At 51.3% G+C, this 26,760-nt stretch carries 17 protein-coding genes; 8 read left to right on the top strand and 9 right to left on the bottom strand.

Annotation, left to right across the window (positions count from 1 at the left end; translation table 11 throughout):
• Window positions 1–127: 127 nt before the first annotated feature.
• The 6 genes from IX84_RS13090 to IX84_RS13065 all read left to right on the top strand — a co-directional run bounded on the left by IX84_RS13090 (window position 128) and on the right by IX84_RS13065 (window position 9,600).
• Entirely contained in the window at window positions 128–2,332 is a 2,205-nt protein-coding gene (locus tag IX84_RS13090; RefSeq protein ID WP_152605037.1) for a T9SS type A sorting domain-containing protein, read from the top strand.
• A 71-nt stretch (window positions 2,333–2,403) separates the two neighbouring features.
• Complete coding sequence (locus IX84_RS13085) at window positions 2,404–3,048, top strand: hypothetical protein (protein WP_044221325.1); 645 nt, start codon at window positions 2,404–2,406, stop codon at window positions 3,046–3,048.
• A 594-nt stretch (window positions 3,049–3,642) separates the two neighbouring features.
• Window positions 3,643–5,007: an HTTM domain-containing protein gene (locus tag IX84_RS13080; RefSeq protein WP_044221323.1), complete on the top strand. Its 1,365-nt coding sequence runs from the start codon at window positions 3,643–3,645 to the stop codon at window positions 5,005–5,007.
• A 22-nt stretch (window positions 5,008–5,029) separates the two neighbouring features.
• The gene (locus IX84_RS13075) at window positions 5,030–6,055 is read left to right on the top strand and encodes a S66 peptidase family protein (protein ID WP_044221321.1); all 1,026 of its coding nucleotides are present in this window, start codon (window positions 5,030–5,032) and stop codon (window positions 6,053–6,055) included.
• 29 nt (window positions 6,056–6,084) lie between these two features.
• Complete coding sequence (locus IX84_RS13070; protein ID WP_044221319.1) at window positions 6,085–6,744, top strand: SWIM zinc finger family protein; 660 nt, start codon at window positions 6,085–6,087, stop codon at window positions 6,742–6,744.
• A 78-nt stretch (window positions 6,745–6,822) separates the two neighbouring features.
• Window positions 6,823–9,600: a TonB-dependent receptor domain-containing protein gene (locus tag IX84_RS13065; protein WP_044221317.1), complete on the top strand. Its 2,778-nt coding sequence runs from the start codon at window positions 6,823–6,825 to the stop codon at window positions 9,598–9,600.
• A 7-nt stretch (window positions 9,601–9,607) separates the two neighbouring features.
• Here the strand turns inward: IX84_RS13065 and IX84_RS13060 are convergent, their stop codons facing one another.
• From IX84_RS13060 to IX84_RS13020, 9 genes are all read right to left on the bottom strand, one after another.
• The gene (locus IX84_RS13060; protein WP_044221315.1) at window positions 9,608–10,222 is read right to left on the bottom strand and encodes a hypothetical protein; all 615 of its coding nucleotides are present in this window, start codon (window positions 10,220–10,222) and stop codon (window positions 9,608–9,610) included.
• 32 nt (window positions 10,223–10,254) lie between these two features.
• Entirely contained in the window at window positions 10,255–12,105 is a 1,851-nt protein-coding gene (locus IX84_RS13055; protein ID WP_044221312.1) for a glycoside hydrolase family 2 protein, read from the bottom strand.
• Window positions 12,102–12,680, bottom strand: coding sequence for a DapH/DapD/GlmU-related protein (locus IX84_RS34430; protein ID WP_044221307.1), 579 nt, complete (start codon window positions 12,678–12,680; stop codon window positions 12,102–12,104). The genes IX84_RS13055 and IX84_RS34430 overlap by 4 nt, the downstream gene beginning before the upstream one ends.
• A 35-nt stretch (window positions 12,681–12,715) precedes the next feature.
• Window positions 12,716–14,659 carry a glycoside hydrolase family 3 protein gene (locus IX84_RS13045; RefSeq protein WP_081968743.1) on the bottom strand — a complete coding sequence of 648 codons (1,944 nt, stop codon included), beginning with the start codon at window positions 14,657–14,659 and terminating at the stop codon, window positions 12,716–12,718.
• A 9-nt stretch (window positions 14,660–14,668) separates the two neighbouring features.
• Complete coding sequence (locus IX84_RS13040) at window positions 14,669–15,841, bottom strand: alpha/beta hydrolase (protein ID WP_044221304.1); 1,173 nt, start codon at window positions 15,839–15,841, stop codon at window positions 14,669–14,671.
• Window positions 15,842–15,851: 10 nt separating this feature from the next.
• On the bottom strand, window positions 15,852–16,331 hold the full coding sequence (locus IX84_RS13035) for a cupin domain-containing protein (protein WP_044221301.1): 480 nt from the start codon (window positions 16,329–16,331) through the stop codon (window positions 15,852–15,854).
• Between the two features lie 4 nt (window positions 16,332–16,335).
• Complete coding sequence (locus IX84_RS13030) at window positions 16,336–18,537, bottom strand: carbohydrate binding family 9 domain-containing protein (RefSeq protein WP_044221298.1); 2,202 nt, start codon at window positions 18,535–18,537, stop codon at window positions 16,336–16,338.
• An 86-nt stretch (window positions 18,538–18,623) separates the two neighbouring features.
• Complete coding sequence (locus tag IX84_RS13025) at window positions 18,624–19,577, bottom strand: helix-turn-helix domain-containing protein (protein WP_238578277.1); 954 nt, start codon at window positions 19,575–19,577, stop codon at window positions 18,624–18,626.
• Between the two features lie 79 nt (window positions 19,578–19,656).
• Window positions 19,657–20,403 carry an SDR family oxidoreductase gene (locus IX84_RS13020; protein ID WP_044221296.1) on the bottom strand — a complete coding sequence of 249 codons (747 nt, stop codon included), beginning with the start codon at window positions 20,401–20,403 and terminating at the stop codon, window positions 19,657–19,659.
• Between the two features lie 168 nt (window positions 20,404–20,571).
• Here IX84_RS13020 and IX84_RS13015 point away from each other — a divergent pair, with 168 nt between their 5' ends.
• Together IX84_RS13015 and IX84_RS13010 are read left to right on the top strand one after the other, a co-directional pair.
• Window positions 20,572–23,520, top strand: a complete 2,949-nt coding sequence (locus tag IX84_RS13015) for a ligand-binding sensor domain-containing protein (protein ID WP_081968742.1) — start codon at window positions 20,572–20,574, stop codon at window positions 23,518–23,520.
• 159 nt (window positions 23,521–23,679) lie between these two features.
• Window positions 23,680–26,751 (top strand): SusC/RagA family TonB-linked outer membrane protein, encoded by a 3,072-nt coding sequence (locus tag IX84_RS13010; protein ID WP_081968741.1) that lies wholly within the window; start codon window positions 23,680–23,682, stop codon window positions 26,749–26,751.
• Window positions 26,752–26,760 lie beyond the last annotated feature (9 nt).

The following is a 26,760-nucleotide window of genomic DNA, read 5'->3' as shown; positions in this document are numbered from 1 at the left end:
GCGGTTTAGTCGAGCTTTGGTTTATTATTCAAATTTCTTATTTCAAATTCATCTTTTATGGATAACACTAATCTATTTTGGATCACTAGACCGCTGGACCGCTGGACCACTGGACCACTGGACCGCTATGCTAAATTATAAGTCCTCACCGTTTAAGGAAACAGTAAAAGTATTTTTTATTTGCTCTTTTGTCATTGCATTATGCCCTTACCATGCAAATTCTCAGACTGAGCCCTTTGATAGTCTGGGGTATGAGGTTGACAGCCTCGGTATGGCTGAAAGATTCGACTCATTGATGCTTAGGATTGAGGAGCAGGCTTTAAACTGCTATTCTCTTGGCGTCAGGAAGGTTGTGCCTGTCCTTTATCAAGAAGGCTTTTCCATTTACGTGCAGCTGTCTGACCTTCAAGTAAATACTGTTTTTCTAAGCCTTGATGGCTCCGAGGATCAACCTGTAGCTATTCCGCTGTCTGGTGACGGAGCTATAACTATTAGAAATTTACCTTTTGACAAAAATTATATCCTTAGCGGCTCCAACAGTTGCGGTGAGATCGTACCATTTTTAACGTTCTATACAGATGATCAGCTTCATTCCCACAAAGAGGGAATCACAGAAGTATTTTCGGAAGAAATGTTTCTGCTAGCGTCATCCTTTGCTGCTCAAGACACTTCTAACGCTCTTGCGCTTCACGAATTTATGAATAGCGAATCGAACATAGAAATACACCCTTTTGAAAAGCTAAATTTTTATCAACAATATATCATGCAGGGAGACCGCTATTCTACTCCCGTGGAAAGTGACTTGATCCCTACTGCCTTTGAAAAGCCCCAGTCAAGAAAAGACGAATGTGAGTGTTCGTTTGTTAAGCTTTCTGCATCTGCGAGCCCGACAGCTGGAACTACAGAATTAACTGGTCAAGAGTTCTTTGTGCCTGTAACTAACAATAATGGTGACAACTATTCAGAAGCAACTAATGTCAATAAATTCCATTGGTACCAAGTCAAAGGTGCTGCAAAGGAAGTTTTTGTATACACAAGTGGATGGAAAGCCGACTGCGATCAGGAGCATTCCATGTCTGCCAATCACCAAGGCGACGCACGGCCTGACATTGATGAGGCTGAGGATGTAGAATTGCTGGGAGAAGCAGGCAGCTATGGCAGGATAGCAGTATCCTTACTATGTAATAATGGAAACCAGTTACCTGAGCGGTGTGACTGCCGCAAGAAAATACTATTCGATTACGAGTACAGAAATGCTCTTACAGCACGGGCAGAGCGTCTTCGCAGCAGTGCCTTTAGTTGTAACAGAAGGCGCCAAGCGGCTGCCTATGCCGAAGATTTTGTTATCGTAACCAAGGAAACCCGACAGGCAGGCGACAACGCTGGCTCCGATAATGAAACGGTGATTATGGACTTTAACCGCTGGGCATTTGGAGCAGAATGTGGCACTGAGTTAAATCCTGAATGGCAAGAGGCTTTCAATGCTGTAATGGAAGATTTGTTTGGAAACGTAACGCTAGGAGATATTGAAAATTTCATATCGGGAGATGGGGAAGTTGGAGATATTATCAATTCTGATACAGAGTTACCTGATTTGATTGCATCAATTTCCAATTGGATTACGACTGAGCGATTCCTTGATATGCCTTGTGACACTGACACCAGATTCTATGGTGTGGATGGCAAGGAGGATTTTACTTTACACCCAAATGAGGAGCTTTGGTTTAACATAAGAACCAGTGGTATTGTGAGAGCTGAAGGTCAACGCAGCTGGCAATCAGAAGCCCGAATACAAAGCAGCTTCGCCATGACTGTACAGACTTTTCCGGGGAGTACGGAAGAGCCAAATGTATCTTGCTGTAGCGACTGGGGCGCATCTTACGCCGGTTCGACACTAATGCCCGGAGGGTCAGGTGAGCAGATTAATCTGCAATCAACGCTGGAGGAGTTTCTAAATGGCTCTCTTATGACTTTTCCAGGCTGCACGCTTTTTTCAACTCCTGATGGCGACATCAGCAATGGAGAGTTTGGCACCTGTTCCGTGCCGACTGAAAGACCAGAGTGCAGCGTGCCTGTGATAGAGAGAAGCCATGATTCCAACGGTTTGGTAAGCTTTGGTCATAATTCCATCACCGAGGTTGCTTTGCTGGATATACAGGGCAGAGTGCTACGGCAATTCAACAATCAAGGTTTTAATAACTTTGGAGAAATAGAAGCTTTTTTGCGGGAACGTATATCTAACTCAGGATATCCCACCGGAATTTATCTGGTCCGCTACCATAATGGCAATAGCGCTACCACTCAAAAGCTATTCTTCGGAGCTGGTTACTAAGGAGTCAAAATCAAAATTTTGAATGACAGCCAGCGACCGGAGGGTCGCTGGCCTACTTAAATAACTATAGAATGAAACCAATCAATCAACTTACGCTGATACTTCTGGCAACAAGCCTGCTGCTTGCCTGCGACAAAAATAAAGAAGATGGAGCCGCCTTAGTACCCGATGGGAGGCCATGTGGAGGCGGCTATTTTTACTACACTGATGGAGAATGTGGGTGCCCGGAGCCTTATGTTCTTATTGGCGACCTGCCGGAAGAGGGTAACAACGATTACCGCACTCAAACCGGTATTTGCATTACTGTATCCAAGGGCAAAGAAATAGTCTTTTACGCCACCAGCGATTGCAAGTGCACCGCGCTAACCAATAACACCCCGGATACTTTTGCCCTAAAGTTTCCAATTATCGAAGGATCTACCGATGAAGGGCAGTTTACAGGGCGCTATGACCAATCAGGCTATTATGGCCATGAGACAGGATATGCCATAAAGCAGGAAGGCGGTGAGGAGGTCAACCTGAGCCTATACAATGTTTTCCATCAGGGAGAGCATCCGGAATGCCAATCTTATCACCCCGGTACGGTAGGGAAGATGAAATTGTTTTTTCCGGAAGGTGAGGAAAAATCAACGGGGCTGGTAATTTGGCAAACCCTGGGCAGCGACGCTACAACTTTAGACACTTGCGCTATTACTTTAATTAGAGTATCCACTTAGTGTATGTTTGGAGCAAACGAGAGTTGATAATCAAAGAGTTGTGGTTATGGCTAAATGGAAAAATGCGCGTTTGGCGGGTGTTTACATCCAGACATTTATCGTCAGGGTCAAATAAGTATTTTTCCATGACGTCCCGGTTTGACCGGGATTCACAAGGCTTTGGTTATCAGCCGAAGTGCACCTCCAAACATACACTTAGGGTTCAGCGGAAAATAAGGTCTTCATTTCAGGCGAGCTATTTTTGCACCAGACAAGGCGCGAAGAACGAGCATAGCCTAGTGGTTCATGTCGCAAATGCCTGACCCTTTAAAGTTCAGCATTTGCAAGGGCTTCAGGGGCAAAAAAACTAGCAAGTAATTCGGTCTAGTCGCACTAGCTACGTAAGTGATGAGCAACGAAGGCTGGGGTGAAAATAGCCGTATCAAATGGGGAAGTTCTTTTTCGCTGGACCCTTAGATAAACTATTGTCAGACTCACTGTTACAGGATGCCGGGTTGCTCGTTTCGCTTTATCGCTTTTTTCTAGGCTGCCATCTTCATTAGACTTGATGCGTCGGGAATTGTCTATCTTTAGGGTTGTTCAACCCGACATCCCATGCAGCGCCTGTTCCAACCTGTAGACATTGCTTCCCTCATTCTACTCCGTATCATATTTGGCATACTGGGGTTTGCGGATGTCTTCGGCACCTGGATTTACTACCACATGATGAAAGGCGCTTTTGATACGGAAGGATTTCAATTTAAGTATTACGGTTTTGAATGGGTACAGCCATTGCCGGAGCCATTCATGTCTGTACTCCTCCTCAGTATTTGTGCCTGCGCGATTCTGGTCATGCTGGGCAAGTGGTACCGCATTTCAGCCACCCTTTTTGCCTTTGGGTTTACCTACACCTATTTTCTGGAGAAAGCCCATTACCTTAATCACGGTTACCTCTTTTGCTGGATCAGTTTTCTGATGATTTTCCTGCCCGTGGACCGGCAGCTGTCGCTGGATGTCAAAAAGAACCCGGACCTCAGGTCTGATACGGTCCCCTACTGGTGCCTTTTTATCCCGCAGTTTCTCATGGGCGTAGTGTACTTTTTTGGCGGCATTGCCAAGCTCAACAGCGACTGGCTCCATGCCATCCCCCTGAAGCAGTGGATTGGGTACCGGGCCGACCATCCTTTAATCGGTTTTTTGCTGGAACAGGAGTGGATGGCCTACTTTATGGCTTATGGGGGACTGTTGCTGGACTTATTCGTGGTCTTTTTCCTGGTTTTTCGAAAGACCCGCCCATGGGCGTTTGCAGCCGTCCTGTTTTTTCATTTTATGAACCTGCTGGTGTTTAGTATCGGTATTTTCCCTTTCCTCTCCGTTACCCTGACCGCCCTCTATTTTGCGCCGGATTTCCCGCGCCGCTTCATGCGTTGGCTGGCCGACCGGTGGGACTGGCTGAAAAAACAACAAAGGGCTTGGATTTCGAGGATGCAAACCAGCACTGAAAAGATACCGTTGTGGCAAGCCGCTCCCCGCAACCGCACCGTTATCCTCAGCGGGCTTGGCGTACTGATGGCTGTCCATTTGCTATTGCCCCTGCGCCACCACCTCTACCCTGGCGATGTGGCCTGGACGGAGGAAGGGCACCGATACTCGTGGCGAATGATGCTCCGTTCTAAAATTGGTTTTGGAAAGTTCAAGGTTGTCAATCAGGATACCGGAGAAGAAACGATTGTCCGCCCCAGAGACTACCTCTCAGAGCGGCAGGAGCGCAAGCTATACACCCATCCGGATATGATCCTGCAGTTTGCCCACTTCCTGGAAAAAGAATTTGAGGCAGAAGGTCAGGAAGTCGCTGTTTATGCCAACATTCGCTGCAAGCTCAACTACCGCGACTACCACGACTACATCGATCCCGAGCAGGACCTTACGCAGTTGAAATGGTCGTTTTGGGCACCATCCGATTGGATTTTGCCGGAATAAGCCTATCTTTTTGACCAAAACGATGAACCGCAGATCCTTTTCCCGGAAAGCCCTGGCCCTTCCGCTGCTTGCGGGCAGCCCCACTTTTATGGCCCCGCACACCAAGCGCATACTCCCTAAAAGCCTGCGCCCGGGCGACACTGTCGGATTCATTACCCCCGGCAGCTACATCAGTGACGAATCGCTGGACAAGGCGGTTTCCAATATGCTTCAGCTCGGGCTGAAGGTAAAAATGGGCAAAAACATCCGCGCGAAGCACGGCTTTGTAGCCGGCACCGATCAGCAACGCCTGGATGACCTGCACATGATGTTTTCGGACCGCTCCGTTGATGCCGTGTGGTGTGCCAGAGGCGGCTATGGCTGCACCCGTCTGCTGCCTCAGATTGACTACGAGCTCATCCGCAAAAACCCCAAGATACTGATCGGTTACAGTGACATTACGGCGCTGCTCAACGCCATTTACCACAAGACGGGCCTGGTCACCTTCCATGGCCCGGTGGGCGCTTCCGAATTTTCGGGCTACACCGAAGCGCAGGTGCGAGCCGTACTGATGGAAGGGGCCGCCCCCTACCCTATCCCATTATCCGAAGGCAATGAAGCTTCTGATGATCCCCTCTATCAGCCCGAGGTCATCCGCGAAGGGCAGGCGGAGGGCGTGCTGATGGGCGGTAATCTGTCCCTGCTGGCAGCTATGGCAGGCACCGGCTATTTACCTGACCCAACCGGCGCTATTGTGTTTATGGAAGATGTTGGGGAGGCGCCCTACCGGGTGGACCGCATGCTCACCCAACTCCGGCAGGCCTGGCCCCTGAAAGCCGCCAACGGGATCGCTTTGGGGGTATTTGCTGATTGCGCCAAAGCGGAAGGCAGTGATTCGCTGACCTTGTCCGAAACCCTGAAGGAACAACTACGGCCTACTTCCACCCCAACCGCTTATGGTTTTCCGTTTGGGCACATCGACCATCAATGTACTTTCCCGGTGGGCGTACGAGCGCGGATGAATGCATCAGAGCGGGCCATCATTTTACTGGAAGCGGGCGTGCGGTAAGCACATGAAAGACCTGATAAAAATTACTTATGCTTAGTTTAGAAGACTTTGAATTTTCCGTTTCCTCTCATATCAAAGAAAGAGGATGGACCTATTTCCACCACGGTGCAGTGAAAGACCTGCAGCAGATTGGTGAAGGGCACTGGCATGCCATTGTATTTGGAAGTGCAGAATATGAGGTATCGGTTCAAATGACAGGTACAAACATTGACGCCATGCACTGCGACTGCCCCTATGATTACGGCCCGGTCTGCAAGCATCAGGTAGCCATGTTGTATGGCATCAAAGCTGCTTTGGATGCAGGACAGGGGGCTGTCACTGAAAACTCGCCGCGAGCTGCGCTGAACGCTTCAGACCAGCTGGAACGTCTAACCAATGAAGAACTCCGCGCCTTTGTAAAACACCTGATTGAGCAAGACTGGGAATTCAAAAACCGCTTCATGCTGTACTTTGCGGACTCAGGCCGTGCTACCGACATCCGGACGAATTATAAGAAAGCCGTACGTAAATTAATAGGCAATCAGGTCAGCAACCGGAAGGAGTACCGAGACCTGGCGGTGCTACTCCTCAAAGTAAAGGCGGATATTGTAAACAGCCAGCAGACCATCGAAGAACTGGCATCCATGCTGTTAGCCCGTTACCCCAGGAGGTCAGCTATGAAAGCGGAGCTGAGCACGATCTTCAAATAAGGCTGCACCATGACCATCGATCACGTAGATTCAAGTAACTCAAACACCGTATATTGAATTGAGAAAAAACACAACCTTATGTTTTCCTATATCCCCAACAACATACACTTCCGTACATCAGCGTATATAGTGTTTGCCTTTTTCTTATGCACTTTAAGCCTTCGTGCTCAGGTTGCCGGGCCGGCGCAAAAAGTCACCAACAACGTATGGGGATACACGGTTGGCCAAACGCTGGGACAGGTCACGGCAACGGCTACTGCTGACACAGCAAGCTTCAATCAGGGGCTCCTTTCAGACCCGGCTGAACGGCTACAGGGGCAATTACCGGGCGTTCAGATTTACAACCGGGGCGGCAACCCTAATGCATTGCCGCTCTTTCGGATCAGAGGATTGTCTTCCTACTCACAGCAGCAGCCTTTGCTGGTGGTAGATGGCATTGCAGGAGCTTCCTGGTATAGTCTTGATCCGGAGGATATTGCCTCCGTGACGGTGCTTCGGGATGGAGCGGCACAAGCGCTTTACGGCATACGTGCATCCAATGGTGTCATCCTGGTGCAGACCAGGGGCAGCGCATTCCGGCAGGATACCCTTACCGTAAATTATACCGGGCAGCTTGCGTTATCCACCCCCTATGAGGGCTTCCCGAGCATGGATGCGGCTACTTTCCGGCAAGCCGGGCACTGGGATTTCGGCAGCTCTACCAACTGGCTGGACGAAGTGCAACGCGATGGCTACAGTCAGGCACACAACCTGTCCATTAGCGGACTCAAGCGTGGAACCCAATTCCGGATTTCCGGGAATTTCAGGAATATTGAAGGAGTGCTACGGCATTCCGGTTTCGAACAAGCCAACCTGCGCGCTTACCTCAACCGGTCTTTCCTGAAGGATGCCCTGGATGTCAAAGTCAATGCGGCCTATACCCACCGCAACAGCCAACTGGGATTCCCGGAAGCCTTCCGCTACGCAGCTGCCTTCAACCCGACAATCCCGCTCGATGCTGCCAACGCTCCCTTCCCCTACAATACGGACCTGTTTGGGGGCTATTTTGAAACGCCCGGGCTATTTGATTCCTTCAACCCTAAAGCTATCGTGGAACAGAACTCAAATATGGGATTAGTTGAAGTCCTGCAAGCCTCCGCCCTTGCTCAATACCGGTTCAGCGACCGCTTGTCGGTGCAAGCCCGCTATGCCTATCAGGACCAATTCAATAACCAACGGGCCTTCTACAGCCCTCAGTCTCAATTTCGCGGCAGCGCCTACAGCCCCTACGAGGAAAGGCGCGGGCGGGCCGACCTGACCGATGAAAGTGCGGCGCTATCGCTTTACGAAGTCTTTGTGCATTACCAGCAACACACCGATAAGTTGGCACTGCGCCTCACCGGTGGAACGTCATACTCCAATACTGCCCGCACGTTTGACCAATTGCAGCTCTTCGGATTCACAGATGCCGGCCTGTTGTCTAACAAGGAAATCAGCGGCTACGGAGACTGGGCGGAGGGCACCTACCGCTCGGATACGGTCAGTAGTGGCTGGTCAGAGAAAGTATCTGCATTCTTCGGGCAGATGCACCTGACGGTAAAGGACCGCCTGCACACTTATGCCTCATTGCGGTATGAAGGGTCGAGCAAGTTGGGCAACGACAACAACTGGGGGTTGTTCCCGGCAGTAGGGGCTGGATACGAATTGATTAAAAGCCCGACTGCGTCAGGCCTGGAACAACTCCTGGTACGCGCCAGCTTTGGCGTTACCGGCGCCCTGCCGGACGAAGCGGGCTTGTCGCAACAACGCATTCGGACTACGGCCTACCCTAATGGTTTTGTAGACACCACCGTTATTCATGCCGCCAACCCTGATTTGGGCTGGGAGCAAAAGCAGGAATTCAATATCGGGCTGACCCTGCAGGCCGGCAAGCTAAGGGCCCAAATCGACTGGTATACCCGGACGGTCAGCGACTGGATCAGCAGCAGCTTTGTTTTTAACACCCCATACACTAATCAAAACGCTTTTCGAACGACAGGGCTGGACCTCAGCCTGCAGCTTACCCTTTGGGAGCGCCCCGGTTTTGCCTACAGTACAGGCTTGCAGGGTACCACCTACCGGTCTGTATACCAGGAAACAGGCGCTGAATCCGCTTCTCTCCTCGTTGTACCTGGCAATATTTATGGCACACCTGTTGTCGTAATGCAGAATGGCGGACAGCTGGGCGAGCTGGCAGGCCCTCAGTTCACAGGGACCGTTGATGCAGAAGGCGCTCCGGTTTTTGAAGATTTGAACGGCGATGGGGTAATCAACCGGCAGCCCGATTGGTTTGGGCAGCCGGAAAGTGACCTGACAGCATTAGGCAACGGGCTGCCCGCCCTGGACTGGGGGTGGTCCCACCGGATAAAATGGAGAAGCTGGGAGGCCCGGGCCCTGCTACGAGGTGCTTTGGGGCATAGCCTGGCCAATATGCACCGGTTGCGCTCTGAGCCCCGCCCCTCAGACGGCAGAAGTGCCTACAACTTATTCCAAAGTAACCAAGTCCTGGAAAACCTGAATGCCTATCAGTTTTCCTCTTATTACGTGGAGCGAGCGGACTTTATCAAGCTTGACCACTTTCAACTAGCTAAGACTTTTACGCCCAAAACGGGCAAGCGGGCACTTCACCTTAGGCTGTCGCTGACTGCGCGCAACATTCTACTCGCCTCCCGCTACTCCGGAGTTGACCCCGAGCCGGTAATGGAAGACCCGGGAACGACCATTTTTGGTGGCACCTTATCTTCGGAACAACGTACACCTCTGGTAGCAGGCGTTGACCGGTTGGATTATTACCTGCCTGCCCGGCAATTTGTTATTGGGCTGGAAGCGGCGTTCTAGACGAAAGCTAACCCCACATTTGCCCCACCTGCATAAGTGCCAGGAGCAGGAACAGCCCGCTAAGCCCCGCATTCAGCCTTTGGTAGAAAGCCGGGCCGGTTTGTTCAATACGACGGGCGGCCAGGGTGTAAAGCGACAGCATAGCGAAGGCGCCCACCGCTGTTCCCGCCACGTAGAAAAACCGGTAAGGCGATGCAAAGATGAGTAAATCCCGCGCCCGCAATACGGTAGTCAGGGCGAACATGCCCGGGATGTTAACCAGGTTGAATAAGGAAACAAAAAAGCCTTTCAGCAACGGCTGCCCCTTCTGCTCACTCGCCTGAATCGTTTGCTTCCGCAGAGCCTGCAGGCCGAAAAAAGCACTTAGCGCCAGAAACAACAGTACGGCCCCCTGCCGCAGATAGCTGAGGTAGGCCGGTTCGCGGGCCAGCAGCCCGGCAAAAACAATGGCGATATAGGCATGGATAAACACAGCGACTGAAGCACCAAGGTTGAAGCGCCAGGCTGCACGGGCGCCCCGACGCAGGTATTCGCGGGCAGCCGTTACGTTTACCATACCGGGCAGCAGCATGGCAAGCATGGTCACCACACAACCCAATAAGCTATGGTTCAGGTAGGTCATGAGAGGCAAAGGTAGGGAAAAAGGGCAAGGCTTTACTTTTGCCCTTGCGCTTCTATCCAATTGTAATAAGCCTGCAGCACATAAAATGCCTTCTTCTTATCCCCGGTATTGCTGATCAGCCCCTTGCGGTTCCAGCCTTCCTGATAAACAGGATGGTTGCGCTTGGGAGAGCGGAAATCGGTTAGTATCCAGGGCGTAAAGCCGGTGTAGTTGTCAGGCATCCGCTTCATCATTTTTACCTGCTCTTCGTAAAACCACTCCTGGTATTCTTCACTCCAGCGCGTCAGGGAATCTGCATGAAAGCCCCCTAAAGACCCGGCACCTGTCTCACTGATGATCAAAGGTTTGTCGTAGACGGTTTCCCACTGCGCGGTTTGGCAATAGGACGGCAGCCCCACGTACCAGCCAAGATACTCGTTGACCGAAACCACGTCAGTAGCAGCTCCCAGTGGGTCGTCAATGGTGTTCTTGTCCCGGTTGTAGTGGACCTCCAAAGCGGCAGAGATGAGCCGGGTGTCGTCCAGGCCGCGTGCCGTTTTCACCAGTTCTTTCATGAATGCCGTCCGGGTGGGCGAAACCGGCGTTTCGTTACCTACTGACCAAATAATGATACTTGGCCGGTTGCGGTCCCTTGCAATCATTTCCTGAAGCTGTGCCTGTGCTTTTTCCAGGACTTCCGGATTGCCAAAGTCTATGGTCCAGTAGACCGGGATTTCTGACCACAGCAAAATACCCAGAGAGTCTGCGGTGCGGACCATATGTTCGTTGTGCGGATAATGTGCCAGGCGTACAAAGTTGCAGTTCAGTTCCGCGGCCCATCCAAGCAGTGTCGTGGCATCTTCTTTGGAATAGGCGCGCCGAGCTTCCATCGGCATTTCCTCGTGCAGGCAAATACCGCGCAGAAAAACGGGTTTTCCATTGAGCAAAATCTGTTTGCCCTCCACGGCGATGGTACGAAAGCCAATTTGATCGTTGAGCTCGTCCTGCCCCGCGCGGATACTGATCGCATAGCGTTTGGGGTTGGCATCCGACCAAAGCTCGACTTCGGGCAACCTGAGGGAGAAAGCGGTACGCTCTCCCGCGTAGGCAATCGTCTTTTCCAGGTTCAGCTCCGGAATGGCAATGTGGACCTTTTCTCCTTTTGTTGCCCCGTTCAACTCTACCCAGCCTGCCGCCTCTGCATTTTCGGCTATCGGCCTGGCATTGGTGCCGCCGTTTTTCAATTGCAGGAAGTAATCTTCTACAAAAAAACCGGGCGTTTCAATCAGGAGCACGTCCCGGGTAATGCCGCCGTAGTTCCACCAGTCGGTATTGACGGTTGGCACGGCATCTTTGTATCGCTTGTTGTCTACTTTCACAACCAAAAGGTTGTCTTGTTCTTGCAAAACTGAATCAGGTATCTCAAACTGAAAGGGCGTAAACCCGCCGATATGGCGGCCCAGTTTCTTTCCGTTCAGGTACACCTCTGCCTGATAGTTGACCGCCCCGAAGTACAGGAACACTCGATTTTCAGCCGATTTTTTCTGGTAATCAAAGTCCTTTTTGTACCAAACAGTCCCCTCGTAGTACAGGAACTTAGGGTCCTGGGCGTTCCAATCGCCGGGGACACGCAGAGTCGCCTGATCGTCGTAGCCGTGTTCCCGCAAATCGGTACGGCTGTCTGCGGCACCGCTGTTCCAGTAGGCACCGGGGTCCCGTTCCGCCTTTTCCTTGAAGCGGTAATCGTAGAAGCCTGTTTCATAAGGGTCTATGATGTATTGCCATTCGCCATTGAGACTTAAGGTAGCGCGGGCATGTGGGTTGGTCAACAGGTTTTGGGCCTTTGCAGTGCCCAGGCTTAAGGCTAAGCATAACGAAAGTGCAATTGCTTCAGTAAAATTCATGGTTCTAATTTTTTAATAAGCTTTGCCGGCACGCCACCGAAGACCGTATTCGCCGGCACATCCTGATGGACAACTGCCCCGGCAGCCACCACTGCATTTTCGCCCACCGTCACGCCGGGCAGGATGGTAGCACCAGCCCCAATCCAGGCATTGCGTTGAATCCGGACAAGGCCGGGTACCAGTGTTTTCCGGGTAGCCACCTCCACCGGATGGTTTTCGGAAGTAAGGTTGACGCGCGGGCCAATCATCACATCGTCCTCAATGCAGATACCGCCTAAATCCAGAAAACTGCAGGCGTGGTTGATGAATACCCGCTTGCCCAGCTCGATATTCCGGCCGTAGTTGGTGTGGAAGGGCGGGAAGACGATAGTGCTTTCGTCCACGGGCACCCCGATCACCTCGCTCAGCAGCGCCCTCACCTCATCGGTATGCCTGGCGCTGTTGAGGCGGGCGAGTAATTGGAAGGTTCGGTTGACGGCATCCCGCACCTCGCTGTACATAGGGTCGGCCATAGGAATAGCTTCTCCGGAACGGAGGCCGTCCAGAATGCCTTTTTTTGGGGAGTCCTTGCGCATGCTATTTAGATGGTTTAGGTTCAAAAATGGTCATTTTATTTGTAATTCAATCCGTACCCAAACTTGTACAGTGGATCCTCGCTATCGTAAGGCACATCCGTCAGCTGATTGCGCACGGCTTCCATGGAAGAGGGTAACTCGAAAGGCAATTTACCCTGCGGGCGCGCATTGCCGAAGAGCACCTCGCATACATTCTGGTCACTGGCGCCGAAGTCCGCAATGAGTGCTTTGGAAGCCCCTGCAATGTCGGGGATGACCGCCGGGCGGTCAAGGTAAATATCAACAATAGTTGGCACTTTGCCCATCAGCTCCATCAGGCGGGCTTGCTCTTTCCCCTGGAAATTCAGATCGCCATGGTGGAAGGAAAGAGCGAAGGGGTTCTTCGTATCCGCAGGGTACCAGGGCGTGTTTAGGCGGAGAATGGCAAAGTCGGCTTCCTCCGGACTGTCCACGACCGTTGCATAGCGGGCTACTACGGAACTATCCATGCCTTCAATGTACACCTTGTGCACATTGGGCTGAAGCGGTAGCGTGCCTGCCTCGTTTTTGAGCAGGGTCATCGCCATCTGCTGGGAGACGTCGCCCAGCTTACGGTAGTCCGGCTTGCCAATGCGCTCACCTACCTGGGTTTCGTCTACAAATGGGTTATCAAACAGGCCCAGCTGGAACTTCTGCCGCAGCAATCGGCGGGCAGACTCGTCGATGCGTTCCTCGCTCAGCTTTCCGGCTTCCACCAGTTGCAGTACCAATTCCGGGCAGTTTTCTCCCCCGAACTGATCACAACCCGCGTCGATAATTTTCTGTACGCGCTCCGCTTCCGACAAGTGCTCAGCGCCCCAGGCTCGGGCCGGCCAGATCACGTCCGGTCCCATGGGCACGTCGGTCAGCAAGCCCCAATCGGTACAAACCACGCCGTCGTATTGGTATTTGTTGCGCAGCAGATCGGTGATGATGGCTTTGTTGTAAGCCATGGCCACATCCTCATCGGTCTGCCCGGTAGGAATGCCATAGTAAGGCATGATGGAAGCCGTATTCATTTTGAAAGCCGCCTCAAAGGGGATAAGGTGATAGTCAAAGTTCTCACCTGGATAAATCTGCCCCTTTTGAATGGCAAAGTGGGGGTCGAGCCCTTCCTTCTGCGGTCCGCCGCCAGGGAAGTGCTTCGTCATGCAGGCGATGCTCCGCTCATTGAGGCTTTCGCCCTGCAGCCCTTTGATATAAGCCGTGACCATACGGGCACTCAACGCTGCATCCTCTCCAAAGGTACCGCTGATGCGCGACCATCGGGGCTCCGTAGCCAGGTCAATTTGTGGGTGTAAAGCCACCCGCAGCCCCACCGCCAGATACTCCTCGCGGACGATATTGGCGAAAGCCTCCACCAATGAATCATTGCCGATAGCCGCCAGGCCCGGGGTTTCGCAAAACTGCGTAAAGCCATCGGCCGCCATAGAGAAAATGGTATTGCTGAAATGGTGCCGGGGATCGGAGGCGATGGTGACCGGAATACCTAGGCGGGATTTTTCGGCGTAAGCCTGCAGGTTGTTGTACCACACCGCCATCATTTTGGGGTCTTCCGGAATGGTCCAGACATTGAAGTGGTTCAGCTTGCCGTTGTCAATATTCTCGATCGCCGCAGGATAGCGGGCGCCCGGGCCTTTCGCTTTGTCACTTTTTTCCAAACTGCCATCCTCATTGACGCCCACGCCGGGCATGAACAGCAGCCCTGCTTTCTCCTCTACCGTCATTTGAGAAAGCAGGTCTTCCACCCGCTCCTCAATGGGGGCATTAATATCCTCGTAGGGGTCGAGATTGCCGTTTTTGTTGAGGTCCCGGAAGGTTGTGCCATCGGCTTCTGCTTTGAGGGTTGTTTTTTCCAGGGCTAGTGCGGGGATAGTCTTTTCTGACATGCCCGGTTCAGACTGACAGCCCCAAGTAGCCACTATAGACAGCAGCAGTGCGTAATTTAGGAATACTCTCATGGTTGTTGGTTAATCGTTTATAAAAATTAAGGGGACAAATTCGGTCAGATAACGCCGCCAGTTGGCCCAGGTATGCCCGCCTGCTGTTTCCAGGTAGGTATGCTCCATACCCAGTTTATCCAGTAGCTTTCGGTGTTGCTGCACCCCTTGGTACAGTATGGGAAAATCCTCCTCTCCGATAGCGATCCAGTAGAGGGCGTAGCCGTTCCCCTTCTGAGCAATCAGCTTCTCCTCCAAGCCTTGATAGACAGGCGAATCGGGCAGGCCTTCCGGATTGACATTCAGCGCAGCGGAAAACAAGCCAATATAATTGAATGTATTTGGGTAATTGAGAGAGATATATGCAGTGTGGTGCCCGCCCATCGAAAGTCCGGCTATGGCTCTGCCCTCTTTGGTGCCCAGGGTCCGGTAGTTGGATTCCACGAAGTTCATGATATCGCCGAAGGTTTGTTCAAACTGCCCATCCATGGTGTTCGGCAGCATGAAGGTAGGCTGTACAAAGCCTGCACTGCCTTTGCCCGGCGCAGCTTCCTGAGCCACATTCCCATTGGGCATCACGACGATCATCGGCTTGGCTTTTCCCGCCCCGATGAGGTTGTCCATGATCTGAGCCACCCGACCTGAACCCAGCCAGGCTTCCTCGTCCCCTCCAATGCCGTGGAGCAGGTAGAGTACGGGATAATCCCTGGTGCTGCCCTCATAGCCCGGAGGCGTGTATACCGACAGGCGGCGTTTTTTGTCATTCCCCGGGGAATCGTACCAACGGTAAGCCACACTTCCGTGCGGCACGTCTTGTACTTTGTAATGATCCGCTCTGCCACCTTCTAAAAGGAATACGTTAGAAATCGACGCCACATCACGGATTACATGAGCATTGGCCGGATCAATGGCCCGCACCCCATCGATGGTAAAGCTGTAGCGGTAAAAGCCAGGTTCCAATACCTGCGTGGTGTGGACCCAGAGACTGTCTCCCTGTTTTTGCATAAGCTGGAATGACGACGCGGACATCCAGCTTCCGCTAATGGATACTTCATTGGCCTCCGGCCCCATCAGGCGGAAGATGACCGTGCCATCTTCGTTGATTTCGGGAGAGACAATCGCTGCGCGCTGAAAAATATCCTGCTGCCCCTGCAGGCTGATGGATAGTCCAGCCAGTATTAAGCAAAGTGCTATTTTTTTCATGACTTAGTTTTTATTGCGCTGTATAAACTTCATCTGTCACCGGTTCCATCCAGTTGACGACCCCTTTTTCGGTATTGGGCACGATGTACAGCTGTTGCAAACCGGTCTCCTCGCTCGCGCCGTGCCAGTGCTTCACATTGGGCGGGCATTGTACCACATCCCCCTTGCGGAGGGTCTCCCGGGGCTGCCCTTCGATTTGGTGGTAGCCTACCCCATCGGTGATGATGAGGATTTGTCCGGCCGGATGAGTATGCCAGTTGCTTCTCGCGCCCGGCTCAAAATACACATTTCCTACGAGGGTGGTATAGGTAGAGTCCATGGGCACCAGACCGTAGTTGTAGGCATTGCCGGTGAAGAGCTCAGCCGACCCCTTTTGCCCTTTCGGGAAAATGTCATTCAGCGTATCGGAAGATTCAGGCTCGTCCGCCGGTTGTGCACAGGAAACGAGCAGGAAAGTGGTGAAGCAAAAAAACAAGATAAAAGGTCTCATAAAGCTATAATTTTGGATTCAACCAATAAGTCAGTTTCAAATTGAGGGAGCGGAATTTCGGGCTCCAGCTATTGGGGAAGTAGTTATCGTTGTAGACCAGGAATAAATCAGACAATGGGGCAAAACGCCACTGCAGGCGGGAGTTCACCCCGATATTGTCCCGCTGATTGCTGTACTGAATGGTGGTCGTCCAGAAGACGGAGCGGGAGAAGGTCACCTCTGCCCGGGGCGTGAGCAGCCAGAAGTCGGCATCCGGTATGTCGCCGGGCAGCCGGATGCGGTCGTACTGTGTATCAATGCTAAAGCTGGCGTAAGGTTGCAGGCGGTAGCCGAGCGTCAGCCCGTAGGAGGTGTAGTTGCCATTAAAAAACTGCCCCTGTGTAGTGGACAGCGTATAGGTAAAAGGGCTTGTGATATTGGAGGTATAGGTCGCCTCCAGTTGGTTGAAGTCATAGCCGGTATTGCCGGGAATAGGACTACCCGTCTTTCCCGTAGGGTTGAAATCATTGGCCAGGAAAATGAACTGATCGAAGTATCGCATCCGTAGATTGGACTGATCGCGGAACTCGATCGTGTATTCCGGGCGCCAGAGCTGATCGGTTCTTTGGTAGTCCAGGCCAGGCCGCCAAAAGGTAAGGGAAACCAGCCGCAGGACATGTTTGTTGACAATGCCGCTTCTGGGGTAGAAAGTACGCCCTCCGCCCATGCCGTACTTGATGATGTCCTTGCGGGGGATAAAGCCCAGATCGGACTGGAATCCTTCGTCTACGGACACGATGTCAGCCGTGAAATTCCAGAAGCGGTCATCGTAAGTGACGGTAGCCTGAGCGGAGAGATTGCCCTTTGTATCGTCCGGCTGCAGAGATTGATGCACGTAAAACTTCCCTGTCCAGCGGTTGTCTTTGGACGCCAGGTTGTAATCGATACCGTACACCCGGTTGTACAGCTCCTCCGGCGATTGAAATTCGTAATTCCCCACTGTTTCCCGATTGATGAAAAAGGCACCGATATTGGAACGGGCGGAGACTTTGCGCTGCAGCGCCAGCATGGTGTTATTGTTGGAAGGGATTTCATTGGGGCGGTCTTCATCGGTTTGGATACTCAGGAAGCCCAGGCGCCAGTTTTCGTCCAGTTTGCCGCTCAGGCGTGCCCCGCCGATGATACGGTTTTGGATGAGGTTGCCAGCAGTATCCCGGGCCAGTCCGATGCGGCGCGAGAAGAAGGGCGAAGCATCATTGTAGATGCTGCCATAAGAATTAAACAGGTCGCTATTATCAATAAAGAACTGACGGCGCTCGGGCAGCAGGACCTCGAAGCGGGTCAGGTTGGTGAAAATGGCATCCACTTCGACATTGGAAAAGTCCGGATTGGCTGTAATGTCCAGGTTCATGCCATTGCCAATGGACAGCTTGGCATCGCCGCCTATTTTGAGAGACACATCTGAGGTGCCCGCCGCACCATCCTGCTGTCCCAGTGTGTTGATGTAGGGAATGACCGCGAAAGGAGTACGGGATTTGCCCAGAGGCTCCTCGAATTCCAAATCGCCCATAAAAGCCAGGTTGGACAGCAACTGATTCTGTGGCACCCGCGCCCAGGCACTATGCTCCTGCGCCTGATAGTCGAACCGGTAGGCTTGAAACCGCCACCGACGCTCGCCTTCCGGGAATTTCATGGACGTCAGTGGGATGATCATTTCAGCGGTGAAGTAGCCGTCAAAGCGTTGAACCTCCGCCCGCCATTTCATATCCCAGGCGGGATTGAAGCCCCTTGATATGCCCCCTTCCGAGATCAGTACCTCCCGTTGTACACCGTAGGGCGTGACCCCAAACAGGAAAGCATTCGCCCCGTCGCTAAAGGTATCGAAGAGGACAGAGACGTTGTCGTTGCTCGCTCCGCTAAAATCGCGTTGCAGACTTGTGGCCACGTAGTTATCCGCAGCAGAAACGGCATAGATGCCCACGTAGATATTTTCATCATCGTACAGGATTTTCACCTGCGTGGATTGACGGGCGCGTACAGAATCGGAAGGAAAGTACTGCCAAAAGCCAGTGATTCGATCCGCTGTTTCCCAAACGGCCTCTTCCAATGCCCCATCCAGCGTGATGGCCTGATCAATGTGACGGACCTGCAGGGTGCCGGGGTGGTCCTGTGCAAAGCTTTTCAGGAACGCCAATACAAGCAATGAAAAAAGGAAATGCCGTTTCATAAGGCTGTACCTATTGGTTCGATAGTCCAAATGTCAGGATAAAGGGGCTTAGTGCCTTATGCTTGCCAAACGGATACTTACGAAAATCAAACAGCTGCCCCCGACCGGAATCCCGAAGGCGGCAGTTGCATGTGCTTTTTGAAGAAATTACTAAAATGAGTGACCTCCCGAAAGCCCAATGCAAAGGCAATATCTGAAATACTCCAGTCGGTATGCCGAAGCAGTACCTTAGACTCCTGCACGAGGCGCTCAGCAATCACCTCAGAGGTGGTCTTGCTCATGGTGGATTTCACGGCGCGGTTGAGGCTGTTGACATGCACATTGAGCTGTTCTGCAAATTCGGAAGGCGCGCGCAGTGCAATCTCCGGGTGCTGCTCGTCAAGGGGGAATTGCCGTTCCAGCAGCTCGGTGAATAAACGGGATATCCGGTAGGCGGCATCCACAGAATGCCGCTGTATGGAAGTGGAAGGCTCCAGCTTTAGCCCGTAGTGGATGAGGTCAAGCACGCGGTTGCGGACCACATCAAATTTGTACTTGTACACCGAATTGAACTCCTGCTCCATTTCCTCAAAAATCTGCTGCACTTCCGCGGCCTGCTCGTCCGTCAGCTCAAAGATGTGGTTGCCCCCAGGCTGGAATATCTCATAATCGGCCAGCTGATGGAAGTTATGGAAGAATGGGGTATTAAAGATGCAGTACACCCCATCGAACATCTTGTCCAGATGCTCCCATTTGTAAGGAATGAGGGGGTTGGAAAATGCCAGCGCCTGATTCTGAATTTGGTACACTTTGTCCGCATAGTACACCTGACTGTTGCCCTTGAGTAACATGACCTTATAAAAATCGCGGCGGCGGTACGGCACAGAAGTCCGCTGCCCCTCCCGGAAAGGCGCTATGTGAAAGATATTGAAATGGCCAATGCCTTCCTCCACTTCTTCCGGCAGCAGTTCGAACTTTCGCTTGTAGAATTCTTCCAGTGTCTCGATGGAGTCCATAGCATGAGCAATTTCATTGAAAAAACGGATCCAGGCGGTTTGCATCAGTAGTCATAGTTAATATTTTTTCCGGAAAAAGGAAAGCCGCGGACCAAAGCGAATGCCTGCAGCTTGTTGTTACCCGCTACAGCGCCTGCGCCGTTGGCCGGAACAGCACCTCATTGATATCGACCTCTTCAGGCTGCTCAATCGCGTAAGCTACTGCCCGGGCAAAGGGTTCAGCCGGGATCGCATAGTGTTGGTAAAAGCCCTGAATGCCCTCTGCGGAGGCTTCGTGGGTGATGTGGTTGGGCAATTCCGTATCCACAGCGCCCGGAGAAATGATGGTGGTGCGCAAGTTATATGGCTTCACCTCCTGCCGCAGCCCTTCCGAAATGGCCCGCACCGCATGCTTCGTGGCACAGTATACAGAGCCGGCAGGCGTTATCTTATGACCGGCTACGGAAGACACATTAATGATATGCCCGGATTTTTGCTGCTGCATTTGTGGCAAAACCGCAGCGATCCCGTATAACACGCCTTTGATGTTGATGTCAATCATATTATCCCACTCTTCCAGCTTCCCGCTATCAAGCGGGGACTGCTGCATCAGCCCGGCGTTATTGATGAGCACATCCACCCGGCCGAACGTATCCACTGTGGTGTCTACCAGGTGCTGCACCTGCACCTTATCCGTCACATCGGTGGTCACAGCCAGGGCATTACCGCCCTTATCGGTGATGGCTTTCGCCAAATTTTCAATTCGCGCTGAGCGCCGGGCTGCAAGTACAACGGTTGCTCCGAGCCCTGACAAATGCGTTGCCGCGGCCTCGCCGAGCCCGCTGCTTGCCCCGGTGATGATGATGACTTTTCCTTTAATATTTTCGTTCATGATATTCTCCTTTGCATTGATTTAATGCAAAGGTCAGCGAAAAGCACAGGCAGGGGCTAATGGTTTTCAAACGGATAGTTATGAAAATCAAACAGGAGCGGTTGACTTTTAATCAATTTACTTCTTGTAACTTAGCAAAGTTACGTACACGAGAAGTAAAAGCGATCCATGCAACGATTATTGGGGGTATTTTTTTGTGTAATACTTGCGATAGCCGGCACCAGCCAGCAGCCTTATACCGAGTTGTTTTTTGACCACCTCACCATCAGTGACGGTTTGTCTCATAATACAGTGCATTGCCTGCTTCAGGACCGATATGGCTATTTATGGGCAGGCACCCAGCACGGGCTTAATAAATATGATGGCTACAACTTTGAAGTTGTTCAGTCCCTCAACGAAGAGGAAGAAAACCTGGGATTGTTCGGTGCGAAAATCACTGCCTTGTATGAGGACCGCAAAGGCAATTTATGGGTGGGGACGAGTAAGAATGGCATCTACTATCGGCAGGTTCACAATGACCGATTTATCAGCCTAAATCAGGACTCTGCTTTTATATTTATTGCAGACCACGAGATTACCTCATTCCTGGAAGATCAGGAAGGCCAGATCTGGATCACAACGATTGAAGGCGGGTTGCTTCGGTACACCCCTTCAGACGGCACGACCCGCCATTATACTCAAGCCAATAGCGGACTCTCCAGCGATGTCGTTTTTGATATCAAAGAAGACAAATACGGTACAATTTGGGTCGCTACGGCCGGTGGGGGGCTCAACATACTGGGTAAAGACCATCAGTTCCAGTTGAGCCACCCCATGTTGCCCAATCATCCGAATATGAGCGGCTACCGGAAAAAGCTATTGCTGGACGATGAGCATTTATGGGTAGGTACTGAAGGTACAGGCTTATACCGGATGGATATCCGGGACCGTTCCTATATTCATTTTGCCCCTGGCCTTGAAGAACGCCCACTCAGCTCTAACGGCGTGAGAGACATCTGCAAAATGCCAGATGGCACTGTTTTCATTGCCACAGATGGGGGTGGGCTTAATGTTTATAGTCCTGATACAGAAGAAATAACTGAATACAGGTATCAGGTAAAAAACAAAACGGGGCTGAACAGTGACGCGCTATATTGTATAGAAAAAGACCGGACGGGAAATATCTGGATCGGAACTTACAACGGAGGCATCAACATCTATAAACCCCGGAAAGTCTGGTTCCGGCAATTTGCACCGGGAATGACAGGCAGCAGCACCCTCTATAATCGCTCTATCCTCGCTCTGGCCCAAACCCATGACAGTGTAGTATGGATTGGCAGCGATGGGGGCGGACTCAACAGGCTTACCCCGGAGCAAAGCCAGTTTATTATACCTCCATTCAGGCACCAGGCAAATGACAAACGCTCCATTGCCGGAAATGTAGTGAAAGCGCTATTTGAGGATAGCAGAAATCAACTCTGGGTCGGCTTATTCGGAGCAGGGCTTGATCGTTATAAGCCAGAAAACCAAACCTTTGAGCATGTACTTGGACCGCCTTACAGCGTTTGGTCCATTGCAGAACGCCAAAACGGGGAATTGTGGGTGGGCACTATGGGGGAGGGTATCGTGGTGCTAGATCCGGAAACCCTTGAAAACCAATACCTTCGCCACGAGCCCGGCAATCCCCAAAGCCTGGCAGACCTCAACATCATGGCCGTTTACGCAGACCAAAGCGATCAGATATGGGTAGGCACGACCGATCAGGGGCTTGACCGCTGGGTGGAAAGCCGTAAGGAATTTGAACACTTTCGCTATAACCCTGAAGACCCCTATTCGATCAGTAATAACGCCATCCGTAGCATTTTTCAGGATAGTCAGGGTAATCTTTGGATCGGCACAGAGGGGGGAGGGCTCAACCAATGGTTGGGCAATGGCCGGTTTAAGCGGATAGGGAAAAGTCAAGGATTAGTGGCTAATAGCGTTATGGGCATTACTGAAGATGAACGGGGCATGATCTGGGTGACCACCTTTGAGGGTATCAGCCGCCTAGACCCTGAAACTATGGACATTCAAAACTTTGACTTCCGTACGCACCAGAATGCCAATCAGTTCAATCAGTCTGCCCTGCTCGCAGCAAATGACGGGCGGCTCTTCTTCGGGGGCACTAATGGGCTCAATACCATACAAACGAGCCAGTTGAATACCGAAGCTTTTGCTGGCACCATCATCCTGACCGATTTTAAAATTTTCAATCAGACGATCAAAGCCGGGCAAAAGGTAGATGGCCGGGTGATCCTGGAGCGCCCTATCGAAGAAGCAGAACACATTCAACTCAGCTATCTCGATAAATCCTTCTCATTCAGCTTCTCTGCTATTGATTATACCAACCCAATGGATTATCAATACTCATTTATCATGCAGGGCTTTGATGATCAGTGGCAGGAAACAGAAGCTGGCCAAAACCGGGTAAGCTATACCAATTTAGACCCGGGCGATTACACTTTCAAGGTAAAGTATCAGGAGCAGATGGCTTCCATTAATGTGCATATTCAACCTCCTTTTTGGCAAACCTCTTGGTTTCGCGTCTTAATAGCCCTTTCAATTATCTGCTTGGCAGCTATTGGCATTTATCTCATCCTGAAACGTAAGGAGGCTGTTCATAACAGAGCACTCCTAAGGTTGAAAAATGAGAAAATGGCGGCTGAGATAGAGGCTAAGACCTCTAAGCTTATGTTCTCAACAGTACAAATGGCTCACAAGAACGAAATTCTTACCGGCCTCAAAGATGATTTGCTAAAAGTACAGCAGCAATCGGGCGCCCCGTTGACCAGTGTGGTCAGAAAACTTGATGCCGAACTCCGCAACGAAGACCATTGGAAAGATTTTGATATCTACTTCAATCAAGTCGACCAGGACTTTTTCCAGTCCCTCCTCGCCAAGCATCCCGCACTGACCCAAAATGACTTGCGGCTGTGCTCCCTGATCCGCATCAATCTGAGCACAAAGGAAATTGCTTTTCTGCTCAATATATCGACCCGGGCAGTGGAGCAGGGCCGCTACCGGCTTAAAAAAAGGTTAGAATTGGGCAAAGAAGAGGACCTTAACAAGTATATCACCGGGTTTAAAACAACAGACTAACCCTACATCTTTGTTTTTCAGTGCATTATAAACCCTTAAAACACAGCGTTTTTGCAAGAGAATATTGCCTGTAGTAGGTTTGTCGTAGTGTAAAATTGCGGAAAATGGATAGGCTTTTGGATTATTGGGCTTCAGAAAGTGAAAAAACAAACCACGATTATGAAGCAAAATACCCTACTCTATCCATTCGTCATTTTGGTGCTATTGATGTTGGGCTCAGCCCATCTGAATGCACAAATCAGCATCAGCGGGGTCATCACGGATGCCGATTCGGGTGATCCGCTAATCGGAGCCAACGTCCTGGTTGTCGGAACAGCAAATGGCACAATTGCCGATATCAACGGAGCCTACGTGCTAGTGGTCAGCGATACCGCCAGGCAATTGCGTTTCTCTTACACCGGCTATGCTGATCAAACCATTGATATTGGTGGAAAGACCGTAATTGACATAGCCTTAACTTCAGGGGAGACATTGGAGGAAGTGGTGGTGGTTGGCTACGGCCGTCAATCCAAAGCAAAGCTGACCTCAGCGGTTTCCACTGTGGATGAAGAAACGCTAAAAAAGCTGCCGGTGGCTAATGTCAGCAATGGGCTGGAAGGCCTGGCGGCAGGCTTGTTTGTGCGTCAGGGGAGCGGAGAGCCTGGCTTTAGCGGGTCCTCTTTTGAGGTGCGCAATTTCGGTAACGCCCTGGTCATTGTAGATGGGTCTCCGGGCAATATTGACGAGCTCGCCCCCAATGAGATCGAAAGCATTACCGTTCTTAAAGATGCAGCGGCAGCCTCCGTATACGGGGTGCAAGGGGGCAACGGCGTAGTCCTTGTTACCACCCGGCGAGGCACGATGGGAAAACCCAAACTAAGCTATGACAATCAGTTTACCTTTACGTCATTTACCTCCTATCCAGACTTTCTCAATTTCGCTCAGCGCGCTACCGTGCTCAATGAAGGACTGTTGAATGCAGGGCAGGCTCCATTTTATACAGAAGACGAAGTGGAGACCTTCCGTTCGGGGTCTGATCCTATCAACTATCCCGATACAGACTGGAAAGCCCTGATGTTTAACGATTACGGCTTCCAGCAACGCCACAACCTCAACCTTAATGGTGGTAGCGAAAAAGTGCGGTACTTTGTATCTGCCAGTTTTCTGGATCAGGGCTCCAACTACACGAAAGACGTCCTCGGGTATCAGCAGTTCAACCTACGGTCAAATATCAATGCCAACATCACCGATAACCTGATCCTGGATTTCAAACTATCAGGCCGGCGCCGGCTTAATGAAGCCCCTGCCTACTCCGCATTCAATATTTTCCGGGAACTCAGCCGTGCCCTTCCAACCGATCTGGCTTACTATCCAGATGGCACCCCCGCGCGCCCCAGCTTCAGCCCCAACCATATCCTTGAAGGCATTCGCGACTTCAACGCCGGCTACTACCGGGCCCGGAACAATAATATTGATACGAAGCTGTCCCTGCAATGGGATGTCAATCAAGTGCCCGGTCTTAGCATCAAGTCTTATGGCTCCCTGGTCTACAATACCAACTTCGCCAAGGAATGGGGCAAAAGCTATGAGCTATATACCCTGAACCGTCAAACCGGCGAGTACGATGCTTTTACAGCCAGTCCGGAAGGCTCGTTCAGCGAGACGGTACTGACGCAGTCAACTAATTTTAACAACCACTACGTTGTACAGCAGTCTATTAACTATGATCAACAGTTTGGGCAGCATAGCGTTTCGGCTCTTTTACTCGGGGAGCTGCAAAATAACAGTGGACAAAACTTCTTTGGCCGGCGGCAGGATTTTCAGTCTACCCTTATTGATCAACTTTTTGCCGGATCGAATGAAAATAAGGATGCCAACGGTGGGGAGTACCGGGAGAACCGTTTGGGCCTGGTAGGTCGCCTGAGCTATGATTACAAAGCAAAATACCTGATAGAGTCGTCTTTCCGCTATGACGGTTCTTCACGTTTTGCCCCCGGCCGGGAGTGGGGTTTCTTCCCTTCAGTCTCCGCAGGCTGGCGATTATCAGAGGAAGGTTTCTTTGACGGGGCGAGAGGTGTTATTCAAAACCTCAAACTTCGTGCTTCCGTGGGTACAGCTGGTAATGATGGCACCGGAGCGTATCAATGGCTGTCCGGATTTGTCTACGATGGTTTCTTTGCCATCAACGAAACAGCCATTCCAACTATCAATAATACGGCCCTGGCCAATGAAGCCCTCACTTGGGAGACCATTACCACCTATGATGTCGGTTTCGATGCCGCTTTTCTGGACAATAGCCTAACGGTATCCTTCGATTATTTTTACCGCGACCGGACTGATGTACTGGCCTTTGCTTCTGGCAGTGTGCCCAGTACCCTTGGGGTTGGTCTGGCTGCCCAAAATTTGCACGCCTACTCCAATGAAGGCTTTGAGGTATCCCTCAATTACAATAAAAAGGTAAACCGGGACCTCACACTAGGTGCCATGCTCAACTTTTCCCGCGCCCGGGAAACGGCAGTATTCATTGACGAGGCCTTCTTTGAAGATCCCTTTATGCGGCAAAACCTGACAGTCACCGGAGGATATACCAACCTGAGAAGAGGCTATATTTCGGACGGGCTGTTCCAAACTCAGGAGGAAATTAATCAAAGCCCAATACAAGATGGCAATGAGAACAACAGCCTGCAGCCAGGAGATGTCAAATACGTAGACCTTAACGGCGACAACATTATTGATGTCCGTGACCAAAGGGTATTTGGTGATGGCGATAAGCCCGCGTTGAACTATTCCCTAAATCTATCGGCCAGCTATAAAAACTTCGATTGCTCTGTGCTGCTCACTGGTGCTGCCGGTTACGACATCTATATTGACGGAGAAGCACAAAGCCCCCTGCGAAACGGTTTCAATGGTTACACCTACCAGATGGACTACTGGACGCCCGAAAACACAGATGCAGCATATCCGCGCATTACCGATGGAGGCTTTAACGACAACAACTACCGATATTCAGATTTTTGGATGCGCGACGGCCGCCACATTCGCCTGAGGAACGTCAACTTAAGCTACTCCATTCCCAAATTACTCCTTGAAAGGCTCAGGGGGTTTGACGAAGTCCGGTTATTCGTGACCGGTCATAATTTATTGGTCCTGAAAAACTTTGACGAAGAATTTGATCCACAGATGCAATCTTCCGTAGGCTGGTACTATCCTCAGCTTCGGTCTTTCACCTGTGGAATCAATCTGACACTTTAAAACTTAGCC

This window comes from Phaeodactylibacter xiamenensis (assembly GCF_000759025.1).
In the GTDB taxonomy this organism is placed as follows: domain Bacteria; phylum Bacteroidota; class Bacteroidia; order Chitinophagales; family Saprospiraceae; genus Phaeodactylibacter; species Phaeodactylibacter xiamenensis.
Note: the sequence above shows the minus strand (reverse complement) of the source record. Positions and strands in the feature narration are given on the sequence as shown.

Bases quoted from the DNA above. Each gene is read 5' to 3' on its own strand.
- IX84_RS13090 (WP_152605037.1), top strand. From the start codon at position 128: ATGCTAAATTATAAGTCCTCACCGTTTAAGGAAACAGTAAAAGTATTT.
- IX84_RS13085 (WP_044221325.1), top strand. From the start codon at position 2,404: ATGAAACCAATCAATCAACTTACGCTGATACTTCTGGCAACAAGCCTG.
- IX84_RS13080 (WP_044221323.1), top strand. From the start codon at position 3,643: ATGCAGCGCCTGTTCCAACCTGTAGACATTGCTTCCCTCATTCTACTC.
- IX84_RS13075 (WP_044221321.1), top strand. From the start codon at position 5,030: ATGAACCGCAGATCCTTTTCCCGGAAAGCCCTGGCCCTTCCGCTGCTT.
- IX84_RS13070 (WP_044221319.1), top strand. From the start codon at position 6,085: ATGCTTAGTTTAGAAGACTTTGAATTTTCCGTTTCCTCTCATATCAAA.
- IX84_RS13065 (WP_044221317.1), top strand. From the start codon at position 6,823: ATGTTTTCCTATATCCCCAACAACATACACTTCCGTACATCAGCGTAT.
- IX84_RS13060 (WP_044221315.1), bottom strand. From the start codon at position 10,222: ATGACCTACCTGAACCATAGCTTATTGGGTTGTGTGGTGACCATGCTT.
- IX84_RS13055 (WP_044221312.1), bottom strand. From the start codon at position 12,105: ATGAATTTTACTGAAGCAATTGCACTTTCGTTATGCTTAGCCTTAAGC.
- IX84_RS34430 (WP_044221307.1), bottom strand. From the start codon at position 12,680: ATGCGCAAGGACTCCCCAAAAAAAGGCATTCTGGACGGCCTCCGTTCC.
- IX84_RS13045 (WP_081968743.1), bottom strand. From the start codon at position 14,659: ATGAGAGTATTCCTAAATTACGCACTGCTGCTGTCTATAGTGGCTACT.
- IX84_RS13040 (WP_044221304.1), bottom strand. From the start codon at position 15,841: ATGAAAAAAATAGCACTTTGCTTAATACTGGCTGGACTATCCATCAGC.
- IX84_RS13035 (WP_044221301.1), bottom strand. From the start codon at position 16,331: ATGAGACCTTTTATCTTGTTTTTTTGCTTCACCACTTTCCTGCTCGTT.
- IX84_RS13030 (WP_044221298.1), bottom strand. From the start codon at position 18,537: ATGAAACGGCATTTCCTTTTTTCATTGCTTGTATTGGCGTTCCTGAAA.
- IX84_RS13025 (WP_238578277.1), bottom strand. From the start codon at position 19,577: ATGCAAACCGCCTGGATCCGTTTTTTCAATGAAATTGCTCATGCTATG.
- IX84_RS13020 (WP_044221296.1), bottom strand. From the start codon at position 20,403: ATGAACGAAAATATTAAAGGAAAAGTCATCATCATCACCGGGGCAAGC.
- IX84_RS13015 (WP_081968742.1), top strand. From the start codon at position 20,572: ATGCAACGATTATTGGGGGTATTTTTTTGTGTAATACTTGCGATAGCC.
- IX84_RS13010 (WP_081968741.1), top strand. From the start codon at position 23,680: ATGAAGCAAAATACCCTACTCTATCCATTCGTCATTTTGGTGCTATTG.